The sequence below is a fragment of the Sorangium sp. So ce426 genome (genome assembly GCF_051475585.1).
Taxonomy (GTDB): domain Bacteria; phylum Myxococcota_A; class Polyangia; order Polyangiales; family Polyangiaceae; genus Sorangium; species Sorangium cellulosum_B.
On record NZ_CP150341.1, the window covers coordinates 2,979,496 to 3,003,940 of the forward strand.

Below are 24,445 nucleotides of genomic sequence, written 5' to 3' on the forward strand. Positions count from 1 at the left end.
AATAGATGCCCGAGTACCTGTCACCCGGTGTCTATGTCGAAGAGACATCGTTCCGGTCGAAGTCGATCGAGGGCGTGAGCACCTCGACCGCGGGCTTCGTCGGCCCCTCGCGTTATGGGCCGCTCGACCTCGTCCCCGAGATCGTCACCAGCCTGGGCGAGTTCGAGCGCATCTACGGCGACGGCCAGAAGCTCGACTTTGGCAGTGCCGAGCGGCACAACTTCCTCTGGCACGCGGCGAGGGCGTTCTTCGCAGAGGGCGGCCGGCGCCTTTACATCTCCCGCATCTTCAGGCCCAGGTCCGCGACCGACGACGGCATCGCGCATGCCACCCTCGCCGCGGGCAGCCCCGTCGACGACGATCTCACCATCCGCGCGCGGTACCCAGGATCGGGCGGCAACGTCCGCGTTCGCCTCACGCTGCGCGCCGGGCAGAACGTGCGCACCGGCAGCGGCGCCGACGCGCGCCTGCGCGGCGCGACCGACCGCGACGTGGTGCTCCTGTGGCAGGACGCCAATGCGCCCCTCTCCCCGGGCCAGAGCCCCTTCTATATCGCCCGCCGCAGCGCCGACGGGGTCTGGGCCTTCACGCGCGACGGCGAGCGCGGGCCTGGCGAGATCCTGCTCACGTCGCTGACCGCGGCGAGCGACGTGCGCCTGGTCACCGTCAGCGTCCAGGTGTCGTACGGCCCCGGGGCCGACGAGACCTGGGACGGCCTCGCCCTCGACCCCTCGCACCAGCGTGACGGGGCCCGAGACGCGATCACCTCGCGCTTCGGCTTCGATCTCGACGACCCGTCGCCGCTGCGCGCGATTCCCATCGTCATCACCGCAGGGGACGGGCTCGATCACGGCGTCGGCCTCACCGAGGCCCTGATCAACAGCAACCTCGGCCTCTCCTCCGCGCTGGCGGCGGCCACCTCGGTGACCACGTACGTCGACGCGCTTGCCGACCACGGCGCGCTCGAGGTCACCCTCGAGGGCGGCAACGACGGCGCGCTGCCCGAGCCGGGAGAGTACGAAGGCGCCGAGAACCCCGCCAACGCGCGCAAGACGGGGCTCAAGCAGTTCGAGGACCTGGACGACATCTCCATCGTGGCAGCGCCGGGGTCCTCGTTCGGCACCGACTCGGACGTCGCCGCGACCATCGCGGGCCACCTGGTCACCCACGCGGCGACGATGCGCTACCGCATCGCCGTGCTCGACAGCATGAACAACCAGGCGATCGGCGCCGTGCGCGCGTACAGGGCCCGCTTCGACTCGACCTACGCAGCGCTCTACTACCCCTGGGTCAAGGTGCTCGACCCGATCACGCGGGCGCCCATCGCGCTCCCGCCGAGCGGGTTCGTCACGGGCATCTACGCGCGCAACGACGTCGAGCGCGCCGTGTACAAGGCCCCCGCCAACGAGGTGGTTCGCCTCGCGCTCGGCTTCGAGGTCACCCTCAACAAGAGCCAGCAGGACGTGCTCAACCCCGAGGGCGTCAACTGCTTTCGCTTCTTCGAGGGCCGCGGCAACCGGCTCTGGGGCGCTCGCACGATCAGCTCGGACCCGGAGTGGAAGTACGTCAACCTCCGGCGCTACTTCGCCTACCTCGAGCACTCGATCGACAAGGGCACGCAGTGGGCCGTGTTCGAGCCGAACGGCGAGCGGCTCTGGGCCAACGTGCGGCGCACCATCGAGGACTTCCTCTTCAACGAGTACCAGAACGGCGCGCTGCTCGGCGACCGGCCCGAGCGCGCGTTCTTCGTGAAGTGCGACCGGTCGACCATGACGCAGAACGACCTCGATAACGGGCGGCTCGTGTGCCTCATCGGCGTGGCGCCGCTCAGGCCCGCGGAGTTCGTGATCTTTCGCATCGGGCAGTGGACGGGCGACCGCAAGGTCTGATGCCAGCTCGCAACGGAGGGAGTGAGATCCATGCCAGTGCAGCGTGAACGACCGTACATGCAGTTCAACTTCCTCGTGGACCTCGGCACGGGCACCGACGGGCCTGACGCCGCGTTCCAGGAGGTGAGCAACCTCGGCACCGAGTTCGCCGTGGCCGAGTACCGCGCGGGCAACGACAAGGAAAACAACGTCCGGAAGTACACTGGCCTCAACAAGGCCACGGACGTGACCCTCAAGCGCGGCATCGTGGGGTACCGGTCGTTCTACGACTGGGTCGAGCAGGTGCGCCGCGGCGACAAGGAGGCCGTCCGCCCGTCGATCACCATCAGCCTCCAGAACGAGGCCCACGAGACCGTGATGACCTGGACCCTCAAGAACGCCAGGATCATCAAGTACGTCTCGGGGCCCTTCAACGCGAAGGGCGGCGATGTGGCGATGGAAGAGATGACCCTCGCCTACGAACAGCTCGTGCTGGAGTCCTGACCCGAGGATGAGCTCCCGCGCGCCCCGACGTCTGCCCGGCGTACGATTCGAAGCGCCGCCTCCCCGCCCGGGCGCGTTACCGCGCATGGACGTGGCGGCGTTCGTGGGCTTCGCGGCGTCGGGGCCGTGCGACCTCCCCGTGCTCATCGAAGACCCGCGGCGCTTCGCCGACGTGTTCGGCGACGATCTCGAGCTCGCGTGGGACGGCCGTCGCGGCGAGGTGGTGACCTCACGCCTCGGCGCGGCCGTGCGCGACTTCTTCCGCAACGGGGGCCAGCGCTGCTGGGTGGTGCGCGTCACAGGCGCTCAGGCCACGACCAACCAGTTCGCGGTGCCGGGGCTCATCGACATGAACAACCCCGCGGGCCCGGGGATCACCCTCCAGGCGCGGTCGCCTGGGAGCTGGTCCGACCGGGCGGTCGTGGGCGCATCGCTCGAGGCCACCGCGCTGCGCCCGGACCCCGCCTATGCCCCGGGGACGGCCTCGTGGCTCGCTGCCCTCGCCGCCTCCACGCCCCGCCTCGCGCTCGTCGTCGACGCGGCCTCGGGCGTCTCGCCGGGCGACCTCGTGCGCGTCACCGTCTCGCACTGGCCCGGCGCCACGTCGAGCTGGGAAGCGTGGCTGTTCGTGGATCGCATCGAGGAAGACGGCCGCGCTTCCAGGGGCTCGCGCAGGATCGAGATCGTGGGCGCCACGCCCGCCCGGTGGCTCACCCGCCTCGCGACCGCGAGCGGCGACGCGCCCACGACAACCACCCCCTCCGGCGCCCCGGCGGCGCTCCCACCCGGCGCCGCGGTGCGCATCGACCGCATCGAGATGGAGCTCAGGGTGCGCATCGAAGGCGAGGAGCGCTTCCGGCTCGGCGGCCTCGGGTTCCACCGCGCGCACCCGCGGTGGTGGGAGGCGCTCCCGCGCGATCTCGACCTGCTCCAGCGGGATGACCCGTGGCCTTTCGAGCATCATACCGCCTTTCGCCGCGAGCTCCTCGCGCCGAGGTTCCCGCTCGCATCGCGCCGCCCGTGTGATGCCGGCGCGACGGACACGGCCGCCCTCCCCCTCGCCATGGGGCCGTGGCCTACGTACGGCGCCCCCCTCGAGCACGCCGCACCGGCGCTCACCCGCGATGGCCTCGCGCGCTTCGACGCCGCCGTCTTCGTCGCTCAGGGCCTCGCGGACCTCCTGCCCCACCAGGTGGCGATCGAGGCCGAACACGTGCTCCGCGCGCACGACCGCTCGCAGGGCGCGCCGTTCCAGGGCGTGCACGCGGTCTGGGCGATCGACGAGGTGACGCTGATCGCGGCCCCCGACGCGGCTCACCGCGGCTGGGAAGCCGCTTCCGCGCCCGTCGACCTCGCGCTCGGCTTCGACGTCGCGACCCCCAGCGAGCCGCGCGTTGTCGCGCGCTGCGGCTGCGACGAAAGCCGATGGCCGACCCCGCCGCGATGCCCCCCTGAAGAGGCCCCCGCCGGCGCGTTCGGCCCGTCCGATCGCGGGCCCGCCGCCCCACGGAATTTCACGGTCGAGCCGCGCGAGGACCCGCCGGAAGGTCCGGTCGCGCTCCCCGTCGGCGCGCGCGCGTTCACCCTGCGCTGGACGCATACCGATGGAGCGACGTACGTGGTGCGGGAGAGCACCTCGCTCGAGCGTGGGAGCGGGGAGATCCGCCTCCACGACCCGATCGTCCTGTACGAAGGCCCCGGCGCGGGGGGCGACGCGACAGCCGACGTGCGCGTTCTCCCCGTGTTCGGGCGCTCGCCGGGCCTGTGGCATTACCAGGTGCGGGCCGTGGTCGACGGCGTCGCAGGGCGCTGGTCCAGCATCGTCTCGGTGAGGGTGACGACCCCCGAACGCGCGCTCCTGAGCGACGCCGACGACGGGGCGGACGCGCTCGCGCGGGTGCAGCGCGTGCTCCTGAGGATGTGCGCGGCGCGCGGCGACCTGCTGGCGGTGCTCTCGTTGCCCGAGCGCTTCCGCGAGGCGGAGGCGATCGCGCACGCGGCGCGGCTGCGCTCCTACGACGACCCCGCCGACCGCGCCGGGCTCCCCCCCGAAGCGCTCAGCTACGGCATGCTCGTCCACCCCTGGCCCGTCGTGCTCGAGCCCACGCACCGGGGGAACGCCCGGCGCGCGCCGCCCGACGGCGCCGCGGCCGGCGTGCTGGCCTCGCGCGCGATCCGCCGGGGAGCGTGGATCTCCCCCGCGAACGAGGCCCTGGCCGACGTGGTGGCCCTCTCGCCCGCGCTCTCCCCGTCGCGGTGGGAGGCCCTCCTCGACGCGCGGGTCAACGTCCTGCGCCAGGAGGCGCGCGGGTTCGTGGCGCTCGGCGCGGACACGCTCTCCGACGACCCCGACCTCGTGTCGGTGACCGCCCGGAGGCTCCTCTGCTTCCTGCGCCGCGTGGCGCTCCAGAAGGGCGCGGAGTACGTGTTCGAGCCGCACGACGACTTCTTCCGCCGAGAGGTGATCGGCTCGTTCGAGCGCCTGTTCTCCGAGCTCTTTCGCGCCGGAGCCTTCGCGGGGCGGAGCCCCGAGGCCGCGTACCAGGTGCGGGCGGACACGGCGCTCAACCCGCCGTCGGCGGTCAATCAAGGGCGCTTCGTGATCGAGCTCAAGGTCGCGCCGTCGATCCCCCTGAGCTTCATCACCGTACGGCTCACGCAGCGCGGCGACGTCACCGCGGTCGCGGAGGTGCGCTGACGCCATGGCCGAGCGCGAGACCGACCAGGTTGCGCGGCCCTTCATGGGCTTCGCCTTCGCCATCGAGATCTCGGTGCCGGGCACGGTGCCGCGCGTATGCAACGCGGCGTTCGCGGAGTGCGACGGGCTCGAGATGACCATGGACGTGAAGACCATCCGCCAGGGCGGCGACAATGGTCGGCAGGTGCGCCTCACGGGCCCGATGGGTTTCGGCACGCTCACCCTCAAGCGCGGGATGACCGCGAACTTCGACCTGTGGACGTGGTTCGACAAGCTGGTCGAGAGCCCCGGGCTCCGCGCCGACGCGGTGGTCGTGCTCTACGCCGCCGGACAGACCGCGAGCCCAGAGGCCCAGCGGGCCGTGAGCGCGTCGTGGGAGCTGTCGCGCTGCGTGCCGGTGAAGCTCAAGGCGCCGCCGCTCAACGCGCGCGACGGGATGGTCGCCATCGAGGAGTTCCAGCTCGCGTACGAGTCCCTGCGGCTCCGGCCGCCAGGGCAGGGAGGTTGAGACGATGCCAGCGCCTGTGGTGCTCGAGAAGGCTTTCCTCGTCGCTGTCGACACGTCGGGCAAGGAGCAGGGCGAGCGGGTCGTCGTCCAGTTCAACCCCGAGAGCCTCAAGGTGAGCTTCGCCAACCAGATCGCCCAGCCCCAGGGCGGCGGCAACCAGAGCGAGAAGGACCCGCAGCAGTTCGTCGGCGCGGGGACGACGAAGCTCGCCGTGCAGCTCTGGTTCGACGTGACCGTGCGCTCCGACGGCGTCGACGACGTGCGCAAGCTGACCGAGAAGGTCGCGGCCTTCATCACGCCCGAGCAGGACAAGAGCGACAAGAACAAGTTCGTGCCCCCGAAGGCGCGCTTCGGGTGGGGCACCTTTCAATACGACGGGATCATGGAGTCGCTCGAAGAGTCGCTGGAGTTCTTCTCCAACGACGGGCGGCCGCTCCGGGCGAGCGTGACCTTCACCCTGTCGCAGCAACGGATCACGAAGTTCGCGTTCGGCAGCGCGAAGGCGGCGTCGGCGCCCCCGGGCGCGCCCAACCTCGGTCAGAAGCCGCTCGACGCGGCGCCGAGCAACGGGTCCGTGCAACAGATGGCGGCCGCGAAGGGCAAGGGCAACGACTGGCAGTCGATCGCCGCGGCCAACAAGATCGAGAACCCCAGGAGCCTTGCGCCAGGGACGCTCCTCGACCTGAACGTGCGTGTGCCTTCGGTGCAGCCGCCGTCGATCGCGGTATCGCAGCCGCCGTTACCGCAGCCTCCGCGCGTGGGGCTGAGGCGTTGAGGAGGGAGCGCTGATGTCGGTCGTCATCAAGGAGTTCGAGGTCGCCCCCGCGCCTGCCGCGCCCGCGCCGACGTCACAGGCGGCGCCGCCCGGGAAGCCGCCCCCCGTCGACCCGAACGAGCTGCGGCGAGCGCTCGTCTGGCAAGCGCGGCGGGCGCTGCGCGTGAGGGCGTACTGAGCCGCCATGAACGCGCCTGCGACGATCAAGGACGCTCGGCCGACGTTCCTCATCGAGGGGAGCGAGGAGGTGGAGCTCGGCCGGGGGCTCATCGCGCTCTCGATCATCGAGGAGGCCGGCGGCCCCTCGCGCTGCGAGGCCACGTTCGGCAACTGGGGCACGAAGGATCAGACGAAGGACTTTCTGTATTTCGATCGCCGCACGCTCGACTTCGGCAAAGGGATGCAGGTGCGCTACGGGACCGACACCGTCTTCGACGGGCGGATCATGGCGCTGGAGGGGCATTTCCCCGAGGGCTCGGCGCCCGAGATCATCGTGCTCGCCGACGACAGGCTGCAGGACCTCCGCATGACCCGCCGTTCGCGGGTGTTCGAGCACATGAGCGACGACGCCGTGTTCCAGCGCGTCGCGCAGGACCACGGGCTGCAGCCCGACGTGCAGCTCCAGGGGCCCACCCACAAGGTGCTCGCGCAGGTCAACCAGAGCGATCTCGCGTTCTTGCAGGGGCGCGCCCGCGCGATCGACGCCGAGCTCCACGTCGACGGGCGAACGCTGCGGGCGAGGTCGCGCGCGCGCGCGTCGTCGAGCCCCGTGGAGCTGAGTTATGGGGCGGCGCTCCGGTCGTTCAAAGTGACGGCCGATCTCGCGCACCAGCGGACCGCGGTGAAGGCGACCGGGTGGGATCCGGAGGACAAGCGGGCGCTCTCGTACGAGGCAACCGACAGCGCCATCCAGGCCGAGCTCGGGAACGACGAGAGCGGCGCGAGCGTGCTGCGCGCGAAGCTCTCGGAGCGCAAGGAGGTCGTCGCGCATGGGGTGACCTGGAGCGACGGGGAGACCCAGGCGCGCGCCGAGGCGCACTTCCGCCATGGCGCGAGGCGCTTCGTCGTCGGCGAGGGGGTGGCCGCGCCCGACGCGCAGCTCCGCGCGGGGGCGAGGGTGAAGCTCGATGGCCTCGGGGCCCTGTTCAGCGGCACCTACCACCTCGCCGAGGTGCGATGGCTCTTCGACGAGGGCGGGCTCAGGGTGGAGTTTCGCGCCGAGCGCGCTGGGATTGGGAGGCCATAGACCGATGTCGCAACGTGACCCTCTGGAGTCGACGATCGATGAGCGCATCCCCTCGGGGCTGGGCGGTCGGTGGTACGGCGTCTACCCCGCGCAGGTGCGCGACATCAAGGACCCAGCGGGCAAGGGGCGGGTCAAGGTCGCGCTCCCGTGGTCGCCGGATCCGTCGGGGAGCGACGGCTACGAGGCATGGGCGCGCATCGCGGCGATGGGCGCGGGGAAGCAGCGGGGGGCGTGGTGGATCCCCGACCTCGACGACGAGGTGCTCGTGGCCTTCGAGGGCGGCGACCCGCGCAGGCCTTACGTGATCGGCGGGCTCTGGAACGGAAAGGACGGCCCGCCCGAGTCGATGGATGGCGCGGGGAAGAACCCGCTCAAGGTGCTCCGCTCGCGCAACGGGGTGAAGGTCACCATGGATGACACCGACGGGCAGGAGAAGCTCATCCTCGAGACCCCCGGCGGCTGCAAGCTCACGATGCGCGACGGCCCAGGCACCGTCGAGATCGCGGACGCAAACGGGAACACCCTCAAGATGGAGGCGAGCGGGGTCACCCTCACGGCCAGCAAGCTCACGATCAACGCGGGGGCCAAGATGGACGTGACCGCGGGGATGGTGAACGTCAACGCAGGGATGTCGAAGTTCAGCGGGGTTGTGCAGTCCGACACGAACATCACCAACGCCACCGTGAGCGCGTCGTACACGCCCGGCGCGGGGAACATCTGGTGAGGCGCGCGTGACGACGAAGCACGAGATCGGCTGGGTGACCGCGGCGCCCCTGTGGCGAGGCCGCGCGGTGGCGCCCGGGGTCATCGCGGCCCCCGATCTCCTGCGCTTCGACTCCGACGATTTCATGGACGATCTCACGGCGCTCCTCGCGAAGCGCCCCGCGGATCTCGCCGGCAAGATCGCCACGAAGAAGACCTACCGCGCCAGGCCGCCCGGGGCGCCGGGGGACTGGCCCCCCACGCCCGCCGCGCTCCGGCTCTATCAACCCGTGCACGGGCATTTCAACCTCGTGATCGCGAGCCTCGTGTGCCACACGCCGGGGCTCCCCGATCACGGCGTCGACCCGGCGAAGGGCGAGGAGGCGTGGTTCGTGCTCCGGCGGCTCCGCAAGAGCGACGCCCGCGAGATGGCCTGGGTGACCGACGCGCAGAAGCGCCACACGTGGTCGCCGATCGCGGGCGACGCGAAGCTCGGCGAGGTGGCCGAGGGGGAGCAGCTCCTGCCGCTGTTCATGGTGCCCTTCACCGAGAACGGGCGCACGCGGAGGCTGTGGGCGGGGCTCATCCCGACCTCGAGCCGCGAGACGTTCGTGGCGACGCGCGAGGCCGTGCCCGAGGTGTTCCCGGAGGAGGCCGCGCCGGCGCCGGGCGCGCCGCATCCCGGCGTCCCCGAGCCGCCCTTCACGGACCCCGAGCTCGTCGAGGCGCGGGCGCGCGTCATCGGCGGGCTCCAGGCGCTCGTCACCCCGCGGACGCTGCTCGCGCAAACCCCCGCCGAGCGGCACGCCGAGGAGCGCATGGAGCAGGAGGTCACGCGCTTCTTTCTCCTCGACCTCGCCGACCTGCTCACGAGGTACGCGCCCTCGGTGATGGGCGCCTCACGACCGCCCTCCACGGCCCCGAAGGCCCGGGCGCTCTACGACCTGCTTCCCGCGACCGGGGTGCGCGACAAGCTCGCGCAGGCGCTCTCGCAATGGGCGGAGATCACCGGAGAGGGCGAGGGCACGAGCTCGATCACCGTGAACCTCCGGAACGTCGCGCTCGATGTGTATACCTTCGCGCGCGCGCTCGACGAGGCGATCAAGGAGCACCTCGCGGCCACGCCGGCGCCGGCGCCCGCCGGGGGCGATCCGGCGCGCCCCGGGGCCATGGAGCTGCCGCAGCTCGACGACGGCGAAGCGCGTTACGTCCTCCGTTGCGTGTACCGGCGGACGAGGTGCCGGCCCCCGCACCCCGACCTCGTGAGCGCGCGATCGGCGGAGTTCACCATCGCGCCCTTCTTCGATCCCGACGCGCCGGCGCGGGCCGTGCGCATCGCGTTGCCTGTCGACACGTCGCTCAAGGGGCTGCGAAAGTTCAGGAAGGGCGTGGCATTCCTCCTGTCCGATCAGCTCCGCAAGCAGATGAGCCAGGCGTCGAACATGAAGGGTCTCCTCGACGGCAAAGCGGGCTCCGAGGAGCCCTTCACGCTCGGCGAGATCTGCTCGTTCTCGATCCCGATCATCACGCTGTGCGCCTTCATCGTGCTGATGATCTTCATGATCCTCCTGAACTTCGTGTTCTGGTGGCTCCCGCTGCTGCGCTTCTGTTTCCCCATCATCAAGAGAAAGTGACGACGGTCATGGACGCAGGGAAACTCTATGGTCGTGGCATCTCGTTCCCGCCTCGCGTGGGCGAGGACGGGAGGGTCGCGTGGTCCGTGGGGGAAGAGAACATCCGCGACGCGATCCGGGTGATCCTCCTGACCGAGCCCGGCGAGAGGCTCCTCCGGCCCGACTTCGGCGCGGGCCTCCGGCGTTTCCTCTTCGAGCCGAACACCGTCACCACCCGCAGGGCCATCGAGGAGGCGATCACCGTCGCCCTCAAGGACTGGGAGGCGAGGATCGCCGTGGAGTCCGTGACCGTGGAGGAAGAGCCCGACGACCCGCGCGCGGTGCTGGCGACGGTGACTTACAGGCTCGTGGCGACCAGCGCGGTCGAGCGCGTGAGCCTCAGCGTGGGCGTGGCTGGATAAGAGGAGGCGCGCGGTGCCTGTTCGCATTCCTACGATCGATGAACGCAAGTTCCAGGACCTCGTTGACGAGGCGCTCGCGCGCGTGCCCGTCCACAACCCCGAGTGGACCAATTTCAACAAGAGCGACCCAGGCGTCACGCTCATCGAGGTCTTCGCGTTCCTCACGGAGTCGCTGCTCTATCGCGCGAACCTCATCCCCGAGCGCAATCGACTGAAGTTCCTGTCGCTCCTCGGGGTGCCGCTCCAGCCCGCGTCGGCGGCGCAGGGCCTCGTGGCCTTCGCCAACGAGAAGGGCCCCCTCGCGGTGCACACGCTCACCCGGGGCGTCGAGGTGCGCGCAGGCGCGGTGCCCTTCGTGACGGGGCGCGGCGTCGACGTGCTCCCGATCGAAGCCAAGGCATTTTACAAAGCCGACGTCACCGACCTCTCCGCCGAGGCGAAGGGGTACTACGAAGATCTCTACCGATCCGCCACCGAGGAGCGATCGGGCGCCGCGGCGCGCTTCTACCGCACGACGCCGCTGGAGACCGCGGGGCCCTCCGGCGTCGACCTCGGGGGCACCGTGGGCCACGCGCTCTGGATCGCCCTCCTCGCGCGCCCCAAGGACGACGTCGAGCAGGCGCGGAGGCTCATCGCGGGCAAGGTGCTCACGCTGGGCTGGGTGCCTGTCGTCGACGACGCCGGGCGCGCTGTCACGCCGATGACGGGCGCGGGCGCCGCCTCCACGGCGAGGCTCCTCTACGAGGTGCCGTGGATCGACGAGAACAGCAGGTCCGTGCAGACGGCCGGCGGCCTCCGCACGCCGCAGTACAGGCCGCTGACGGCGAGCCCGTCGGGCAACGTGCTGCTCGAGCCCGGGGTCGTCGAGGTCATGCTCCCGCCCGAGGGCCGCTTCGGCATGTGGGACGACGTCGAGCCCACGGAGGCCGGCGTCGGGGAGTTCCCGCCGTCGCTCGAGGACACGACCCTCGACGAGCGGCTCATCACCTGGCTCCGCGTGCGGATGGTCGGCTCCGCGGCGGCGCGCGTGCTCTGGGCCGGGATCAACACCGTGCCTGTCGCGCAGCGCGAGCGGGTGCTCAACGAGGCGCTGCCCGACGGCACGGGCGAGCCCGATCAGGCGGTGACGGTCGCGCGCAGGCCCTTTCTTCCGGGGAGCGTGCGGCTGCGCGTGCGCGCCCCGACGGCGAGCGCGTTCGAGGCGTGGGCGGCCATCGACGACCTGCTCGCCGCGGGTCCCGAGGTGCCGGCGCCCGATCCGAGGCTCCCGCCTGGGCGGCGGCAGGTCACGCCGGCGCCGTCGAAGGTCTTCGTCGAGGACGCCGAGGCGGGTGAGCTGCGCTTCGGGGACGGCCAGCGCGGCGCGAGGCCGCCGCGCGGCGCCAGGCTCGTCGTCGATTACGAGTGCTCGGTCGGCGCCGCGGGCAACGTGGGCGCCCTCGCCGTGAGCAGCGCGCCCGCGCTCCCGGCGGGGGTCACCGTCTCGAACCCCGTCGCGACCTGGGGGGGCGCCGACGCCGAGCGCGTCGACGACGGCGAGAAGCAGATCACGCGGTACCTCCAGCACCGCGACCGCCTGGTCACCGTGGCCGACTTCGAGGCGATCACCTGGCGCACCCCGGGCGTCGCGATCGGCCGCGTCGATGTGCTGCCGTCGTTCCGCCCGGTGCGCGGCGGCGAGCCGATCACCGACGCGCCCGGCGTGGTGACCGTCATGGTGGTGCCGCGCTTCGACCCGCTGCACGCCGACGCCCCGGAGGCCACGAGCGATTTCATCGACGCCGTGTGCGCGTGGCTCGACCCGCGGCGGCTCGTCACGACCGAGCTCATCTTGAGGGGCCCCGAGTACGTGGACGTGACCGTCTCGATCGGTATCGAGGCGGTGCCCGGCGCGAGCGTCCACGATGTCGTCGAGGCGGTGCGGCTCGCCGTGAGGGATTTCCTCTCGCCGCTGCCGGCGCCCGGCGTCGAGAACATCGAGAAGGAAGCGGCGCTGCTCGCGCCCCCGGAGCCCACGTTCCTGCAGGTGCGCCGCGGCTGGCCGCTGCGGAAATCGGTGCTGGCGCTCGAGATCATGGCGGTCGCGAGCCGCGTCCCCGGCGTGCTCTTGGTCAAGCCCGTCGTGCTCGGGCGAGGCGCGGAGACGACGCCGGCGCCCTCGGTGGATCTCGTGGGGCTCCAGCTCCCGAGGCTCGCGGCGCTCTCGGTGATCGACGGCGATCCGCTGCCGCTCAGCGAGCTGCGAGGCGGGCCGACCATGAGCGGCGAGTACCTGCCTGTGCCCGTCGTGCCCGAGGTGTGCGGCTGATATGAAGGACGTCAACGGAACGAGGTACCACCTCCTCCTCGGGCAGGACGACTGGGGCGTCCCTGGCACCGAGTCGTCGCCGCTCACGAACGATCGGGTCGTGTGGAATGCCGCGCGCAACGAGGTCTCGCTCCGCGCGAAGACATTCAGGTTTCGTACAGGCCGGAGCGACCGCATCCCGAGCGCGAGCGACCACCGCGGCGCCGCCATGGACCATTACGGCAACTGGTACTGGATCGATCCCTCCGAGCGCGCGATCGTTGTGACCTCGTCGGGAAGCCGCGAGACAGCCACGTTCTGGCCCGTGCCCGCCGAGGCGCGCGCGGAGCGCGAGACAGGCGCGTTCGGGCCCGCGGCCCCCGACGCGGAGCCGCCGCGCTGGCTGCTCTCGGGCCTCGCGGTGACCGACGACCACTACCTCGTGGCGGGCGCGCACGGCGACGACGGCTCCGTGCGGCTGCTCGTGTTCGACCTCTTCGGCGGCGGCGAGCCGATCCAGATGCTGTGGCCCGGCGTGCTGCCGCTCCGGATCCGGGATATCGCGCTCGCGCCCCAGGGCGGCCTGTGGATCCTGGACAGGGGCGATCCCGGTCGAGGGATCAGGGGCCGTTACTGGCGCCTCGACCGCCACCTCCGCGTCGTGCGGCGCGCCTCCTCGACGGCCTCGGCGCCGGGGGGCTTCTCGCCGTCGGCGCCGGCGCCGGCGTCGAGCGAACAGAGCGTCGAGCCCGCGCGCCCGGTCGACGCGGGCGACGCGTTCGACGCGCTCTCGGGCGATCCGATCGCGATCGAGGGGCTGCCCGACGGGTCGGTGATGGTCCTCGATCATGCCGGGGCCGAGTCGCGGGTGAGGCTGATCCGGCACATGACGAGCGAGGGCGCCGTCACGAGCGCCCAGGTGGCCGAGCTCTCGGTCTCGCGCTTCCAGGAGCTCCTCTGGGAGGGCACGCGCGACGAGGCGATGGGATCGCCGGGTGACGTGCCCGAGCTCACGCCGCACGCGTTCGACGTGGCGTTCGTGCCCGACGCGGGCTGCCCGTGGCCGTGGACAGGTGACGTGTTCCTCACGTCGAGCCATGGAAACCAGGCGTTTCGCGTGAGGCTCGAGGTCGACCAGCCCGCGGGCGCTCCGCCCGACGCCCCTGACGCTCCGCCGCCCGTGCGGCTCGTGGCGCACACCGATTACGTGCCGATGCGCCTCCACGCGGGGCTCGGGCTCGTGACGGCCGCGGGGCGCGTGCACTACGACTCCGGCGGGCGCTGGATCCCGCTGGTGATCCAGCAGCGGCCGCGCTTCGAAGCCGAGGGGGAGATCGAGACCCGGAGCTTCGACAGCCGCGAGCCAGGGTGCGTGTGGCACAAGCTGGACCTCGACGGGGCCATTCCCGGCGGGGCCTCGGTCGAGGTGTGGAGTCGGGCGAACGACGAGCAGGACGCGCTCGCGCTCGGCGCGTGGCAGCGCGAGCCGGCGTTCACGTACAGGCGGCGCGATGGCTCGGAGCTGCCCTTCGTGCCGCAGGGCAAGCGCGAGGGCGAGGGGACATGGGAAGTGCTCCTGCAGAACGCCCGGGGGCGGTACCTCCAGCTGCGCCTGCGCCTCTCGGGCGACGGGGTGCGGTCGCCCTCGCTGCGCGCGCTGCGGGTGTGGTACCCGCGGTTTTCGTACCGGGACCGGTACCTCCCGGGGGTGTACCGCGATCACGACGTGAGCGGGTTCCTCGAGCGCTTCATGGCGAATTTCGAGGGCACCTTCACCGCGATCGAGGGGCGCATCGCGGCCGGGCAGATGCTCTTCGACGTGCGCTCGTGCCCGCCCGAGGCGCTCGACTGGCTCGCCTCGTGGTTCGGCGTGCTGCTCGATCCGACGTGGGACGACCGGCGCCGGCGCCTCTTCATCCGCCACGCGATGCAGTTCTTCCAGATGCGGGGCACGGTGCGGGGGCTGCGCGCGGCGGTCGCGCTCGCCACGAGCGAATGCGTCGACGAGCGGCTCTTCTCGGACGAGGGGGCCGACGCGTACGGGCCCTTCGGGGTGCGGGTCGTCGAGCAGTTCAGGGCGAGGGAGTTCCCCGGGGCGCTGCTGGGCGACGCGAGCGGCCGCGACCCCGAGGAGACCCTCGCCGTCGTGGACCCGGGAGAGCCCTGGAAGCCTTCGGACGGCCTCGGGGCGCTCCTGGAGCGTTATGGGCTCTTCCTCGACCGCTGGCGCCGAGGTGAGCCGTCCGACGGCCCGCGCCGCGCGGGCGAGCCCGAGGCGCCCATCCCCGAGACCTTTCGGACGCGCGCGCGCGTCGGGGACGCCGACGCCGACGCGTGGCGGGCCTTCGTGCGCGGCGTCCTGGCGCTGCCCGACCTGCCCGATGGGGTCGATGAGCCTGGCTGGCGCGGTTACCTCGAGAGCCGGTACCGGAGCATCGATGCGCTCCGCGCCGCGCACGGCACGGACGCCGCGGGCTTCGGCGCGGTGATGTACCCGGACCCGCTGGCAGGCAACGCGCGGCTGCTCGACGACTGGTATCGCTACGAGTCCGCGGTGCGCCCCACGCGGAGGACGGCCCATCGCTTCACGGTGCTCGTCCCGGTGCCGCCGGGCGGGGCCGCGGACGAGGCCGCGCTCCGGGAGCGGCTCAGGGTCGCGGAGCGCGTCGTGGCGCTCGAGAAGCCCGCCCACACGACCTTCAACGTGATGTTCTACTGGGCGATGTTCCGCGTGGGGCGCGCGCGGCTCGGGCACGACACCCTCGTCGACCTCGGCGGGCGCGCGCCCGACCTCCTGCCCCCCGCGGTGGCTGGCAGGAGCTACCTGGCGCAGGCGTACGTCGCCACCGCGCTGCCCGACGGCGCCGTCGACCGGAGGCGCATCTCGGAGAGCACGCTTCAGAAGGTTCAAGGGGTTTCACAGGAGACGAGCGCATGAGTGTGTTCGAACCGTCGTCAAGGCTCAGGCCCATCGTGATCGATCCCCACAAACGCGTGAACTACACGCTGGGAATGGTGCTCGGCGTCGACGACTTCGTGCAGGAGCAGACCTGGCACGCCGAGTCGCTCCGCCACGTCGTGCGCGACCTCCTGGGCTACGGGACCGTGCGCGGGCTGAAGGTGACGACCCGGGGCGCCGCGAGCGCGCTCGAGGTGGTCGTGCGGCCGGGGGTCGCGGCCACGCCCCGGGGCGAGATCGTGCGCGTGGCCGCGGAGCAATGCGCGCAGCTCGACACCTGGCTCGGGTCAGGGGGGTATGCGTCGGAGCGAGAGCGGAGCGCGCACCGCAATGCCGTGGCGGAGGCGGTGGTGGCGGGCTCGCCCGCCGACACCGGCGCGCTCACCGTTCACGTGGTGCTCGATTACGCCGAGTGCACGACCGACAAGCGGCCCATCCCGGGCGAGCCGTGCCGCAGCGAGGACGACGTGCTCGTCGACGCGCGCATCAAGGACGCGTTCTCGCTCACGCTCTCGCTCCGCCCACCGCAGCAGATCGAGCTTCAGGGGGCGCACGGCTTCGCGTGCTGGCTCGCGAGGGTCCCCATCGTCGACACGTCGCCCGTCGATGGGCAGCTCGAGGACTTCCTCGACGCGATCCGCGCGGCCGCGGCCGCGAGCTCGCCTCCGGGACCGCCGTTCATGCAAACGCCGCCGCCCTTCGGCCTGACCATTCCGCGGAGCGAGGCCGAGCGCTGGCTGCGGGCCGCGTTGAGGCTGTACGTGACCGAGCTGCGGTCGAACGCCGATTGGCTCGCGCCGGGGCAGGACGCGACCGGGGAGCCCCCTTCGCGGGAGCGCAACGTGCCCTCGGGGATCCTGCTCGCGACGCTGCACGTGCAGGTGGTGCGCAACGTGCTCGACGCCGCGGCGCGCTGGGAGCTGTCGGCAGACCCGCTCTCGGTGACGATCGACGAGAGCGAGCGGCCGTTCCTCCTGCACTCGGACTTCTACAAAGAGTACCTGCTGTGCACGGCCGACGTGATGCGCGAGGGCACCGGGGGGCCGGTCGTGCCGGGGCCCGCTGGGCCTGCGGGGCCTGCCGGGCCCACGGGGCCTGCTGGAGCCAGCGGCGCGCCAGGGGCCGCTGGAGCGACTGGACCTGCCGGGCCCACTGGGCCTGCGGGGCCTGCCGGAGCCAACGGCGCGACGGGGCCTGCCGGGCCCACCGGACCTACGGGGCCCGCTGGACCCACCGGAGCCACGGGCGCACCCGGCCCGGCCGGGGATTCGCGCACGGTGACGATCACGGCTGGCAACGTCATCGTGGATGGACCGGACGTGAATGGGATGCGGGCCATCTCCATCGCGGGCGGGCTGCTGGGGCCGCTCGTGCAGATCGATTTCAAGATGCCTGATATCGATCCGGCGCAGTTCTTTTTCGCAGTGCATGCGATGCCGGTGCTGAATCCCGAGGACCGAGGCGCCAACATCGTCGTCAACATCGCCGAGCCGTTCACAGAACCCAATCGGGGCGCCGGAAGGTTCCTGCTGCGGTGCCAGCGCAACGGCGAGAACGTCACCAAGCTCGTCTTGCAGATCGACATCATGGCGTGGAGGATCGCGCCTTAGCGGGAGGCAACCAGCGTCATGAACACCGCGCAACTGCTGCAACCGCTGCTCGATGGCGGGATCCAGTCCATCAAGTTCTTCAATGGGCGTCTGCTCTCCGCCGAGGACCTGCAGCAGGAGCAGCAGGCGCAGCGGGAGGCGCGGGCGCTGCTCGGCGTGGCCCTGGGCGACGGCGTCGTGCACGGCCTCGAGGTCTCGCGCGCGGGCGCCGCGACCGAGCCCGTGCTGCGCGTCGAGGCCGGCCTGGCCGTGAACCGCGAAGGGGTGCCGCTGCATGTCCCCGAGGGCCTGGAGATCTCGCTCTCCCCCACGTCCCGGTCCTCGGTGAGCCCCGTGTCCGGCGACGGCGGCGCGGGGCTGTTCCACGTGTGCGACGAGCCCGCGCGCGGCGACTACCTCAGCGGCCGGGACCTCTGGATCGTAACGATCGGACCGGCGCAAGGGACACGCGGCCGGGCGCCGGTCACGGGCCTCGGGAGCAGCGCGGGCGCGTGCAACGCGAAGTACCTCATCGACGGCGTGACCTTCCGGACGCGCTGCATCACGAGGCGCCTCTCGGCCAGCGCCTTCGGCGCCGACGAGGAAGAGAGGCTGCGGAGCCGCCTGGCGTCGCGGTGCTTCGACCACGAGCACGCGCTCGACATGGCCCGCGATCCCTTCGGCACGCCCACGAGACAGCGGCTTGTCGACGACCTCCGCGCGGAAAAGGTGATCCCCGACGCCGAGGTGCCGCTCGCGGTCTTCTACTGGAAGGCGGGGGCGGGGTTCGTCTTCGTCGACCGATGGTCGGTGCGCAGGCGGATCGCGCTCCGCGACCGCGGCGATCGCTGGAGCCCGCTGCTCTCCGACGCGTCGAGGGCGGAGTCCGAGGCGCTGCTCGTGCAGTTCCAGGAGCAGATCGACGATCTGCTGCACATGAGCCTCGCGGAGCGCAAGGTGAGGGCCGAGGAGCTCAGGGCGTCGCGGTTCTTCACGCACCTCCCGCCCGTGGGCGTGCTGCCTGTCGTGGGCAATCCCTCCCGCGGAGGGTTCTCCGTCGCGGAGTTCTTCCACGGCCTCACGCTCCGACCGACGGGCGGCGCGATCCCCGAGGGGCCGCCGGCGTTCGAGGCGCACACGGTGATCGAAGGCTCGCGGGTCCGCGGGCTCCTCGAAGAGGCGCTGCGCCACGCGGCCGTGTCGACAGCCACCGACGAGATGTTCTGGATCTACCAGGTGCGCGAGAACATCCAGGCGGTGCGCGCGCCCGGGAGCGCTGTGCAGCCCTACGTGATCTTCGCGCGCGGGGCCGTCCCCTATCACGGCGGCGCGCCATTCAACGTGTCTCACTGGGGCTACGCCACGTACTCATAACCTCGGGGGATATGGCCCTACTGCGCGGAGATGCCATGACGGTCGAGCGGATGCGGGTGCGCGGCGCCCGCGATCCGCTCGCCGTGCGCCTTCGCGCAGAGTCCCTGCTCGGGGCCGTGGACCTGCGCCCTTCGTGGCTGCCCCCGACGGCGGTGCTGATCGTGCGTTCGCTGCGCGTGCGCTCGTCGGCCGTCTTCGACCGCGGCGTCGACGCGTCCGTGCTGCGCGCGTGGGAGCGGGCGCTCCAGGCCGAGGTCGATCGCGTGGCGCGCGGCGCGGCGCGGCCCGCGCGCGAGGCCGTGCCCGCAGCGGCCGAGGCCGTGCTCTTCAACGACCACGCCGAGATGCTCGCGTGCCTCGCGCGCGACGCGTGTGACGGGGTGATCGCGGAGCGCTGGTGGTGGGCGGGGCGGCTCCACGCCGGCGGCGCCGAGCGGCTCGTGGCGGGGGCCTGGCGCGAGGCGCCGGAGCACGTCCCGGGAGCGCTGTCGGTGCTCGCGCGCAGCGGCGACGCGGTGCGCTTCATCGAGGCGCTGACGGTCGAAGAGCGACGCGCGGTGCTGCTCCCGATGCTCGAGGTGCACGGGCTTCCGGCGCTGCGCGCCGTGTTTGAAGCGGCGCCGGAGGGCGCTGCGAGCGCACGCGCGCCCGGAGAGGACCGGGGCGAGCTCACGTGGCGCGCCGTGGTGCCGGAGCGGATGACCGGGGAGACCTACGCGGACGCGCTGGTGCTGGTGGGGTTGATGCTGGTGCGCGCGCCGTCGCGGGTGCGCAGCGGCGCCTTTGCAGAGGCCGCGCGGCGGCGGGTGCACGGCGCGTGGCCGGAGCGCGGCGCGGGCGCCGCCGCGCGCGCCCTTTCCCCCGCGGGTGAGGCGGGCGCGCAGGCGCGCGAGCCCGGCGCTACGAGCGAGGGCGCGCAGTCCACGGCGATGGCCGGGCGGACGGCCGCGAGCGGTCCCGAGGAGGCGCCGGGCGCCGCCGCGCCGATGCAGGTCGACCGGGCGCGCGAGGTCGCGCCGCGCGGCGATCGCTCGGAGCAGGCGGCCGCGGCGCCGCCGACGACGGCGGCCGGCGCGCGAGAGACCAGCGAAGGGCGCAGCGTCCGGGAGGCGTCCAGGAGCGATGCTGTCGAGGCCGCCGCGGGCGTCTCGCTGTCTCGGGAGAGGGCGCGAGACGACGTTGCAGCAGGGAGGGGCGCGGAGCCCGCTGCGCCGCGCCCCGGGCCAGCACGCGCGCAGGAGCGCGCCGAGCACGCCGAGCCCGGCGACGAGGAGCCGAGTTACGAGGCCATCGACGCATGGGAGATCGAGACGGCGCTCGGGGGCGTGTTCTTCCTTGTCTACGTGGGTATCAGGCTGGGCCTTTATGGCGACTGCTTCACGCCGCGAGAGCCGGGTATCTCGCTCCCTCTGTGGGACTGGCTCGCGCTGGCCGGCCGCGCGCTGCTCGGGGAGGGGCACGAGGACGACCCCCTGTGGGGTTTACTCGCGGCGCTCGCGGGGCGCGCAGGCTTCGAGGCGCCCGGGGAGGGCTTCGATGCGCCCGAGGGGTGGACGCTCCCCGACGAGTGGCTCGTGGACGACGGCGTGGCGCCGGCGGAGAGCTCGAGCGCGGCGGGAGGGCGCGCGATCGACCGCTGGATCGCGGGCCTGATCCCGCACGTGCGCGCGAGGCTCGCCGAGGCGCTGGGCGTGTCGCGGGGCGAGGTCGTCGAGGTGATGCTCTTGCGGAGGGCTCGCGTGCGCGCGACGGCGAGCCGAGTGGATGTGACGATGTCGCTCGCCGACCTGCCGATCGAGGTCAGGCGCGCGGGGATCGACCGCGACGTGGGCTGGGTGCCCGCGGCGGGGAGGTACGTGGCGTTCTGGTTCGAGGGGTGAGCGTCAGGGGGGCAGCGGGTTGTCGGCGAGGACGTCCTGGCAATTGTTTACGCCCTGGATCGTGGGCATGGGGCCGCTGCTGTTCTCGAGCTGCATCACCTGGAGCCCGGCGAGGCTCCCGCCGTCGAGCACCGCAGGCGTACCTGCGCAGGGCGGTCCGGCGGGCGCCATGCTCACGATGCAGAACCGACTCGGGACGGTGCTCTTCAGGACGATCTCCCAGTTCTGAGGGGGCGCCGGGTCGGTGATCTCGCACGTCGCCGCGTTGCGCGCGGCGTGAGCCAGCGTGAGCCTGAGGCGGTAGCGGTTGCGGCGGACGTTGTTGGTCGGGCTATCCGCGGGAATGTTCGCGGGAGGGATCAACACCGCGCTCGCGCCGCTCGCGAAGAGCGCCGTGACCGTCGGGGCGCCATAATTCACGGCGAAGTCGGAGCCCGCAGGAAGGAATTGCGTGGGCTCGCTCCCCGTATGGTCCTTGATCTCCATGCTGAGCGGGCCCTCCCACGCCGTGCCGTCGTCGCCCGTGCTCAAGGGCCCACCATCTTCCAATCGGATGGGCGTCTGGTCGATCCAGATGTCGACCGCGTGAATCGACGCGCTGTTCGCGGCGCGCGCAGGGACGGTGACCCTGAGGAGGTTCTTGGCGCATGCAGCCCCCGAGGCTGCAGCGAGGAGCGAGAGCGTTAGAACGAGGAACTTCTTGAGCGACCGCATGGTACCTCGTGACTCCTAGAGCGACAAACGGGTTGAAACCCCGAGAAAAAGCAGGAATTTCACAGGGAGGCGGGAGGGAGAGACGGCAAGAGGGAGAAATTCATTTTTTTTTCTTCCTCCCCGCCTCCTCGCCTCCCTGTGAAAATTCTCCGGGTTTCAACATGATCGCTGTTCTAGCCTGAAGGGAAGACTCGTGCGTCTGCCTGGGCGGATTGCGGCGCACCCGTGACCGATACCCGCACGGACACCTCGCGGCCCGTCAGGTTGACCCCAATCCGTGGTCTCGTGTCCGGAAAAACGAAGCTGAGCTCTGTGCTCGAGCCGGTGACTGCGATGGGCTGCTCGCCTGTGGCGCTGGGGTAGACGACCTCGGTCGTGCCGTCCACGTAGAGCAGCTCGATCCGCGTCTGGTTGCCGGCGAAGTTCGCCCCGCGCACCGTCACCGGTTGGCCGATGATCAGGTTGGTGCCCGAGCCGGGGCCCCTCACCTCGCTGATTGTCGGCGAGGGCTGCGTCGCGGTCGATCGGACGAAGGTGTAGTTGCGTGAGGCGCGTCCGTTCTCGTTCTCGACCGAAACGACGAATGAAGCGCCCGACGCGCCCCCCCCCGACAGCACCGTATCGGGCACGCGGAAGCTGAGGCTCGATGCGCTGGTTCCCGTGGAGGTGAACACATAGCTCTCCACGGGAATCGGGACCTCGTTGATGCGGATGATATTGCGCAGCGTGCCGAGGACCGGATCGTACATGGGCACGACGAAATTGGCGCCGCGGATCGTCACGTTGCGCCCGACCTCCTGCTGCCCGGGGGGCTCGAACGCGTCGATGCGGACGGCCGTCGGTTCCTCCCCTTCGATCTTTTCAACGCGTGAGGCCAGGGCTTCCAGCGCATCGAGGAGGAGGTTAAACTGCTGGGCGGTGATGAGATCGCCCGGCCGAACGCGCGGGAACACCGTGGCCATTCGCTCGTCTCCTTCTCAAGAGCTGAAACCGTGCACCCCGTGAGGAGGCTCCGGCGGTCCCGAACGATCGACACCTCGTCACCTGCGCTTCGTTGCAGGTGCAGCACCCGGCGATGGTCGTGAAGCCCCAGAACCCTCTTCACCTACTGAATGTCGGCCGTCACCGTGCCACATTCGATTGCGCCCGGTCAATCGGTTTCATGACCCGCGGCGATGAACCTGATGGCCCTGGGAGCGCATGCGGTCGTAGAATGACGGGGCATAACGATGGCGTTTCAGGCGCCTGGTGCAGATGGGAGGGGTGGCGGAATCGATGTTGAGCGAGGGAGCCGCAGAGCACTTTCGGCTGCACCTCTTCGCGGCCGTCGCGCGGGTGATCGGCGAGGCCGCCCGCGGCTTCGAGAGCGTCGACGCCCTCCTCGAGCAGCTCCCCTTTCTCGCGGGGTACCGCGACGAGCTCCCGGAGGGCTCGATCGAGGATCCCGGGTGGTGGCCCGCGGCCATCGCCGATTTCGAGCGCGGCACGGGCGAGCACCTGCCGCTGCGCGCGCTGCGGGAGGCCGCGGGGCTCGACCACGACGCACTGACGCTGCTCCTTCTGCTGGGCCTTCAGGAAGAAGACCCGCGCTTCGGTCTGCTCTTCGACGCCGCGCAGGGCACCTCCGGACAGCAGCGCCCCACGCTCGGGCTCGTCAATGCGTGGTGGCGCGGCGAGGTCGATCGCGGGGAGGTGCGCGCCCGCCTCCGGCGCCTGCGCGAGCTCGGGCTCGTCGGCGTGCTCAACCCGGACGCGCCGCGCACGCAATGGCAGCTCCATGTGCATGCTCCGGTGTGGGACGCGCTCCGCGGCGAGGCGAGCGACGGCGTCGCGGCGTGGCTCACGCATCGGCCCCGCGAGGCGCTCGTGCCGCTCGGAGGGCTCATCGCGCCCGAGGCGCTGCGCCGCGAGCTCGCGCGCCTGCCCGAGCTGCTCGCCTCGGGGGAGGTGAGGGCGTTGCTCGTCCGCGGCCCTCGCCATTGCGGCCGCCGGACGCTCCTCGGCGCGGTCGCGCACGCCGTCGGGCGCGGCGTGCTCGAGGCGCGGGGCCTCGCGCGCGTCGATGACGACCGCTGGCGAACGCTCGGGTCCCTCGCGACGCTCCTGAACGCCGTCCCTGTGGCGGTCTTCGACGCGGGGCCCGGCGAGACCATCGATGTCCCGGCGCTCGCGGAGCGAGGCGAGCTGCTCGGCGTCGTCATGGGGCGGCAGGGGGGCGCGCGGGGCCCCGGCGTCGAGGGCGCGCTCACGCTCACGCTGGCGATGCCCGCGGCCGGCGAGCGCCGTGCCCACTGGCGCGCGGCGCTCGGCGACGCGCCCTGCTCTGCCCTCGACGACCTCGCGTCGCGCTTCCGCATGACCAGCGGGCACATCCGCCGCGCCGCCCCGGTGGCGCGCTCGCTCGCCCGGCTCGACGGCCGCCGCGAGGTCGCCCTCGATGACGTCCGCCGCGCCGCGCAGACGCTGCACCGCCAGGCGCTCGACACGCTCGCCGCCAGGGTGACGTGCGAGGGCGCGTGGACGTCCCTCGCGCTGCCTCCCGAGACGCTGCGCGACCTGCGCGATCTGGAGGCGCGCTGCCGCCAGCGGGAGACGATCCGCGAGCGCGTGGGGCCGGTGCTGCGCGGCGGGCTCAACCCGGGCGTGCGCGCGATGTTCCAGGGGCCGAGCGGCACGGGCAAGACCTTCGCGGCGCGCGTCCTCGCGGCGGAGCTCGGCATGGAGCTCTACCGCGTCGACCTGGCCTCGGTGGTGAACAAGTACATCGGCGAGACGGAGAAGAGCCTGCACCAGGTGTTCACGCTCGCCGAGGAGCTCGACGTGATCCTCCTGCTCGACGAGGGCGACGCCCTGCTCGCGCAGCGCACCGGGGTGCAGAGCTCCAACGACCGTTACGCCAACCTCGAGACCAACTTCCTGCTGCAACGGCTGGAGGCGTACGAGGGCATCGTGGTGGTGACCACCAACGCGGGGTCGCACATCGACACGGCCTTTCAGCGCCGCATGGATGTCGTTGTGGATTTTCGCGCGCCCGACGCCTCGGAGCGTCACGCGCTCTGGCAGCTTCACCTCCCGCCCGAGCACGCGGTCGACGGGGCGCTGCTGGCCGAGGTGGCCTCACGGTGCCAGCTCACGGGGGGGCAGATCCGGAACGCGGTGCTCCACGCCGCGCTGCTCGCGGCGGAGGTCGGCGCGCTCGTGAGCAACCCACACCTCGAGGCCGCGGTGGTGCGCGAATACCGCAAGTCGGGCGGGCAGTGCCCGCTGCGGCACCTCTCGGACTTCGCAAGGCAAGGGGGTCGCTGA

General features: G+C 71.8%; 18 protein-coding genes. 16 read left to right on the forward strand and 2 right to left on the reverse strand.

Translation table 11 applies throughout. From position 1 onward, the window contains the following. Positions 1-5 precede the first annotated feature (5 nt). The 15 genes from WMF44_RS11405 to WMF44_RS11475 all read left to right on the forward strand — a co-directional run bounded on the left by WMF44_RS11405 (position 6) and on the right by WMF44_RS11475 (position 20,425). Positions 6-1,889: a phage tail sheath family protein gene (locus WMF44_RS11405; protein ID WP_437299151.1), complete on the forward strand. Its 1,884-nt coding sequence runs from the start codon at positions 6-8 to the stop codon at positions 1,887-1,889. A 30-nt stretch (positions 1,890-1,919) separates the two neighbouring features. Further along, a complete protein-coding gene (locus WMF44_RS11410) occupies positions 1,920-2,372 on the forward strand; it encodes a phage tail protein (RefSeq protein ID WP_437299152.1) in 453 nt (150 codons plus the stop codon). Positions 2,373-2,463: 91 nt separating this feature from the next. Continuing rightward, the gene (locus WMF44_RS11415) at positions 2,464-5,070 is read left to right on the forward strand and encodes a hypothetical protein (RefSeq protein WP_437299153.1); all 2,607 of its coding nucleotides are present in this window, start codon (positions 2,464-2,466) and stop codon (positions 5,068-5,070) included. Between the two features lie 4 nt (positions 5,071-5,074). Beyond that, the gene (locus WMF44_RS11420; protein WP_437299154.1) at positions 5,075-5,578 is read left to right on the forward strand and encodes a phage tail protein; all 504 of its coding nucleotides are present in this window, start codon (positions 5,075-5,077) and stop codon (positions 5,576-5,578) included. 4 nt (positions 5,579-5,582) lie between these two features. After that, positions 5,583-6,353, forward strand: coding sequence for a CIS tube protein (locus tag WMF44_RS11425; RefSeq protein WP_437299155.1), 771 nt, complete (start codon positions 5,583-5,585; stop codon positions 6,351-6,353). A 13-nt stretch (positions 6,354-6,366) separates the two neighbouring features. Beyond that, positions 6,367-6,531 (forward strand): hypothetical protein, encoded by a 165-nt coding sequence (locus tag WMF44_RS11430; RefSeq protein ID WP_437299156.1) that lies wholly within the window; start codon positions 6,367-6,369, stop codon positions 6,529-6,531. A gap of 6 nt (positions 6,532-6,537) precedes the next feature. Continuing rightward, a complete protein-coding gene (locus tag WMF44_RS11435; protein WP_437299157.1) occupies positions 6,538-7,599 on the forward strand; it encodes a phage late control D family protein in 1,062 nt (353 codons plus the stop codon). Positions 7,600-7,603: 4 nt separating this feature from the next. Beyond that, positions 7,604-8,323, forward strand: coding sequence for a phage baseplate assembly protein V (locus WMF44_RS11440; RefSeq protein ID WP_437299158.1), 720 nt, complete (start codon positions 7,604-7,606; stop codon positions 8,321-8,323). A 7-nt stretch (positions 8,324-8,330) separates the two neighbouring features. Next, on the forward strand, positions 8,331-9,935 hold the full coding sequence (locus tag WMF44_RS11445) for a hypothetical protein (protein ID WP_437299159.1): 1,605 nt from the start codon (positions 8,331-8,333) through the stop codon (positions 9,933-9,935). 8 nt (positions 9,936-9,943) lie between these two features. Continuing rightward, complete coding sequence (locus tag WMF44_RS11450; RefSeq protein WP_437299160.1) at positions 9,944-10,336, forward strand: GPW/gp25 family protein; 393 nt, start codon at positions 9,944-9,946, stop codon at positions 10,334-10,336. 13 nt (positions 10,337-10,349) lie between these two features. After that, positions 10,350-12,644: a baseplate J/gp47 family protein gene (locus WMF44_RS11455; RefSeq protein ID WP_437299161.1), complete on the forward strand. Its 2,295-nt coding sequence runs from the start codon at positions 10,350-10,352 to the stop codon at positions 12,642-12,644. Position 12,645: 1 nt separating this feature from the next. After that, a complete protein-coding gene (locus WMF44_RS11460) occupies positions 12,646-15,561 on the forward strand; it encodes a phage tail protein (RefSeq protein WP_437299162.1) in 2,916 nt (971 codons plus the stop codon). Continuing rightward, the gene (locus WMF44_RS11465; protein ID WP_437299163.1) at positions 15,558-17,192 is read left to right on the forward strand and encodes a collagen-like triple helix repeat-containing protein; all 1,635 of its coding nucleotides are present in this window, start codon (positions 15,558-15,560) and stop codon (positions 17,190-17,192) included. Before WMF44_RS11460 ends, WMF44_RS11465 begins: the two co-directional genes overlap by 4 nt. Before the next feature lie 18 nt (positions 17,193-17,210). Then, positions 17,211-18,545: a hypothetical protein gene (locus WMF44_RS11470; RefSeq protein ID WP_437299164.1), complete on the forward strand. Its 1,335-nt coding sequence runs from the start codon at positions 17,211-17,213 to the stop codon at positions 18,543-18,545. A 35-nt stretch (positions 18,546-18,580) separates the two neighbouring features. Continuing rightward, complete coding sequence (locus WMF44_RS11475) at positions 18,581-20,425, forward strand: hypothetical protein (RefSeq protein ID WP_437299165.1); 1,845 nt, start codon at positions 18,581-18,583, stop codon at positions 20,423-20,425. 3 nt (positions 20,426-20,428) lie between these two features. On the opposite strand, the gene WMF44_RS11480 is transcribed toward WMF44_RS11475, so the two are convergent. Both WMF44_RS11480 and WMF44_RS11485 read right to left on the reverse strand, forming a co-directional pair. After that, entirely contained in the window at positions 20,429-21,139 is a 711-nt protein-coding gene (locus WMF44_RS11480) for a hypothetical protein (RefSeq protein WP_437299166.1), read from the reverse strand. Between the two features lie 173 nt (positions 21,140-21,312). Continuing rightward, on the reverse strand, positions 21,313-22,101 hold the full coding sequence (locus tag WMF44_RS11485; RefSeq protein ID WP_437299167.1) for a hypothetical protein: 789 nt from the start codon (positions 22,099-22,101) through the stop codon (positions 21,313-21,315). A gap of 313 nt (positions 22,102-22,414) precedes the next feature. Here WMF44_RS11485 and WMF44_RS11490 point away from each other — a divergent pair, with 313 nt between their 5' ends. Next, positions 22,415-24,445 (forward strand): ATP-binding protein, encoded by a 2,031-nt coding sequence (locus WMF44_RS11490; protein ID WP_437299168.1) that lies wholly within the window; start codon positions 22,415-22,417, stop codon positions 24,443-24,445.

Bases quoted from the DNA above. Each gene is read 5' to 3' on its own strand.
- WMF44_RS11435 (WP_437299157.1), top strand. From the start codon at position 6,538: ATGAACGCGCCTGCGACGATCAAGGACGCTCGGCCGACGTTCCTCATC.
- WMF44_RS11485 (WP_437299167.1), bottom strand. From the start codon at position 22,101: ATGGCCACGGTGTTCCCGCGCGTTCGGCCGGGCGATCTCATCACCGCC.
- WMF44_RS11460 (WP_437299162.1), top strand. From the start codon at position 12,646: ATGAAGGACGTCAACGGAACGAGGTACCACCTCCTCCTCGGGCAGGAC.
- WMF44_RS11405 (WP_437299151.1), top strand. From the start codon at position 6: ATGCCCGAGTACCTGTCACCCGGTGTCTATGTCGAAGAGACATCGTTC.
- WMF44_RS11410 (WP_437299152.1), top strand. From the start codon at position 1,920: ATGCCAGTGCAGCGTGAACGACCGTACATGCAGTTCAACTTCCTCGTG.
- WMF44_RS11465 (WP_437299163.1), top strand. From the start codon at position 15,558: ATGAGTGTGTTCGAACCGTCGTCAAGGCTCAGGCCCATCGTGATCGAT.
- WMF44_RS11425 (WP_437299155.1), top strand. From the start codon at position 5,583: ATGCCAGCGCCTGTGGTGCTCGAGAAGGCTTTCCTCGTCGCTGTCGAC.
- WMF44_RS11480 (WP_437299166.1), bottom strand. From the start codon at position 21,139: ATGCGGTCGCTCAAGAAGTTCCTCGTTCTAACGCTCTCGCTCCTCGCT.
- WMF44_RS11440 (WP_437299158.1), top strand. From the start codon at position 7,604: ATGTCGCAACGTGACCCTCTGGAGTCGACGATCGATGAGCGCATCCCC.
- WMF44_RS11430 (WP_437299156.1), top strand. From the start codon at position 6,367: ATGTCGGTCGTCATCAAGGAGTTCGAGGTCGCCCCCGCGCCTGCCGCG.
- WMF44_RS11490 (WP_437299168.1), top strand. From the start codon at position 22,415: ATGTTGAGCGAGGGAGCCGCAGAGCACTTTCGGCTGCACCTCTTCGCG.
- WMF44_RS11450 (WP_437299160.1), top strand. From the start codon at position 9,944: ATGGACGCAGGGAAACTCTATGGTCGTGGCATCTCGTTCCCGCCTCGC.
- WMF44_RS11420 (WP_437299154.1), top strand. From the start codon at position 5,075: ATGGCCGAGCGCGAGACCGACCAGGTTGCGCGGCCCTTCATGGGCTTC.
- WMF44_RS11475 (WP_437299165.1), top strand. From the start codon at position 18,581: ATGACGGTCGAGCGGATGCGGGTGCGCGGCGCCCGCGATCCGCTCGCC.
- WMF44_RS11470 (WP_437299164.1), top strand. From the start codon at position 17,211: ATGAACACCGCGCAACTGCTGCAACCGCTGCTCGATGGCGGGATCCAG.